Source organism: Halorubrum tibetense (genome assembly GCF_042661865.1).
GTDB lineage: Archaea > Halobacteriota > Halobacteria > Halobacteriales > Haloferacaceae > Halorubrum > Halorubrum tibetense.
In genome coordinates this window covers 1-1,946 of sequence record NZ_JBHSWW010000375.1, presented here as the reverse complement: position 1 = coordinate 1,946, position 1,946 = coordinate 1, and the positions used below count along the sequence as shown (strand labels likewise).

The following is a 1,946-nucleotide window of genomic DNA, read 5'->3' as shown; positions in this document are numbered from 1 at the left end:
CTCCGGTATGAGCAGAAGACACGGCAACAGAGCCGGCTTCGCCTTGCGTTTTCGGGCTCGAAGCGTCTCAGCGTGTGTCTGTAGCATCTCCCCGTCGAGGATACAGCAGTCGAACGTCGCCGTTTCGACCGGCTGGTCCGGATCGACCAGCGTATAGCGGTCATGAGCTTGGATCCACTCAACCACCAACCGTTGATTCCCCTCTCCAGAGAGTAATGGGAACAAGGCTGCCTGCCCAGCGCCATCATCGGGTGAATCGTCCGTAGGGTACGCGTCGTTCATTCACGTCCTCCATCGATTTTGTCCTGTTTCGCCGTCGTCCGTAACTCGACAATAAAAACCGCGCCGGCTGGATCCGCTTCGTCAGGATTATCGAACAATTCGCTCTCCACTCTGTCCTCGATCCAGACATTCCCGCCGTAACTCTCAACAAGACTGTCGACGAGAAATAGACCCATTCCGGTTCCCCCGCTTTCAAGCCCTTTCTCACCCTCCCGGAACAGACTCTCTTTCACATCGTCTGAAATTCCCGGTCCGTTATCAGCCACTCTGATGCGGACTGACTCGTCAGCTTCCTCAACAGTAATCATCACCTTCGGTTGAGCTGTATGGTTGTGCTGGACGGCGTTGTTGACGAGGTTCCGAAACACCGACGAGAGCAACTCGTTCGCCAGCACGTGTGTACCTCGATCGGGTGGATCTGCCATCGTAATCTCGGCATTTGCGAACGTCTCTCGACGCTTTTCAAGTTCCTCACTGAGGATCTGTCGAAGCGGGATTGGCTTGAGGTCCGGCGTCCCGTCACCGTGAATGATTTCTGAGAGGTCTCGGGCGACATTCGTGAGTTCGACGACGTGTCGCCCCGCCCGGAGAATCCTGTCGAGTTTCTCCTGTCCAGTTGGCGTTACCTCATCTTCAAGCATTTCGCCCCACGCGACAACAACGTTCATATCGTTCCGGATGTCGTGTCGGAGAACTCGGTTCAACACCTCGAGTTGCTCGCGTTGCTGGCGGAGACTCTCTTCTAGCTCTCTCAGCTCAGTAATTTCGTGGTTGACGGCGATGAACTGCGTAATCTCTCCATCAGGGCCTTCTACCGGAGCGATCGTCTGTTCGATAACATACCGATCCCCATCTTTTCGACTGTTGATGACTGTACCGTCCCAGACGTCACCCGCTGTGATGGTGTTCCACAACTCCTCATAGAACGCCTCATCGTGTTCACCTGATTTGAGAATGCGCGGGTTGGAACCGACAACTTCCTCGCTCGTATAGCCTGACTGAGATTCAAATCCTTCATTAACGTACTCGATTGTGCCGTCTGTATCGGCAATTAACACCCCGTGACCGGCGTGTTGATCCCGGATCTGTCGGAGTTGTGCGCGCTGATTGTATGCGACAATCGACTGATCTCGAAGGCGGAGAAATGTCTCTAGCTGTTCACTAAGTCGATGTTCTGTGAGTGGCATGTCGATCAATCCGTCAATCGCATCCCACAGTACCGGATGTTCGTTCTGTAGACGAGTGTGAATCTCTTGGTGTTTCGACTCCGGAACTAACAAGAGATACGGGAGAATGATCTGTTCGTCTTCTTTACGCTTCAGAAGTTCCGACCGGTGTTCGTCCAACTGCTTTCTGTCGAGTAGACAGCAATCGAATGTAGCCTCAGCAATATTCGTAGTTTCGACAAGTGTGTACTGATCGTGTGCGGTGAGCCACTCTTCAAGGACACGCTGATTTCCCGGGTCAGTGACCAAAGTGAGCACGCGCTTGGATTCGTCGACTGCTTCCCGATTCGTATGCTGTTCGTTCGTGGGCATGATGTTCGGATCGGCGACTCCTATGACTGTTCTCTCATTTCGTGCGACAGTTACGTCTGTTCGTCGTTGTCAACGTCGTGTTTGCTGGCAGTATCCGTATCGTTCCACTCCGGCGTCCCGGTGAGA

The 1,946-nt window shown here is 53.5% G+C and carries 2 protein-coding genes; both read right to left on the bottom strand.

Features of this window, described 5'->3' with window-relative positions:
* Nucleotides 1–282: hypothetical protein (locus ACFQEU_RS15215; protein ID WP_379783527.1), on the bottom strand; the 282-nt coding region annotated here is incomplete at its 3' end.
* Nucleotides 279–1,820, bottom strand: coding sequence for an ATP-binding protein (locus tag ACFQEU_RS15210; protein ID WP_379783525.1), 1,542 nt, complete (start codon nt 1,818–1,820; stop codon nt 279–281). The genes ACFQEU_RS15210 and ACFQEU_RS15215, both read right to left, overlap by 4 nt.
* Nucleotides 1,821–1,946: the final 126 nt, after the last annotated feature.

What these genes read in the sequence shown, in the direction of transcription:
- ACFQEU_RS15210 (WP_379783525.1), bottom strand. Translation starts at nt 1,820, where the DNA reads ATGCCCACGAACGAACAGCATACGAATCGGGAAGCAGTCGACGAATCC.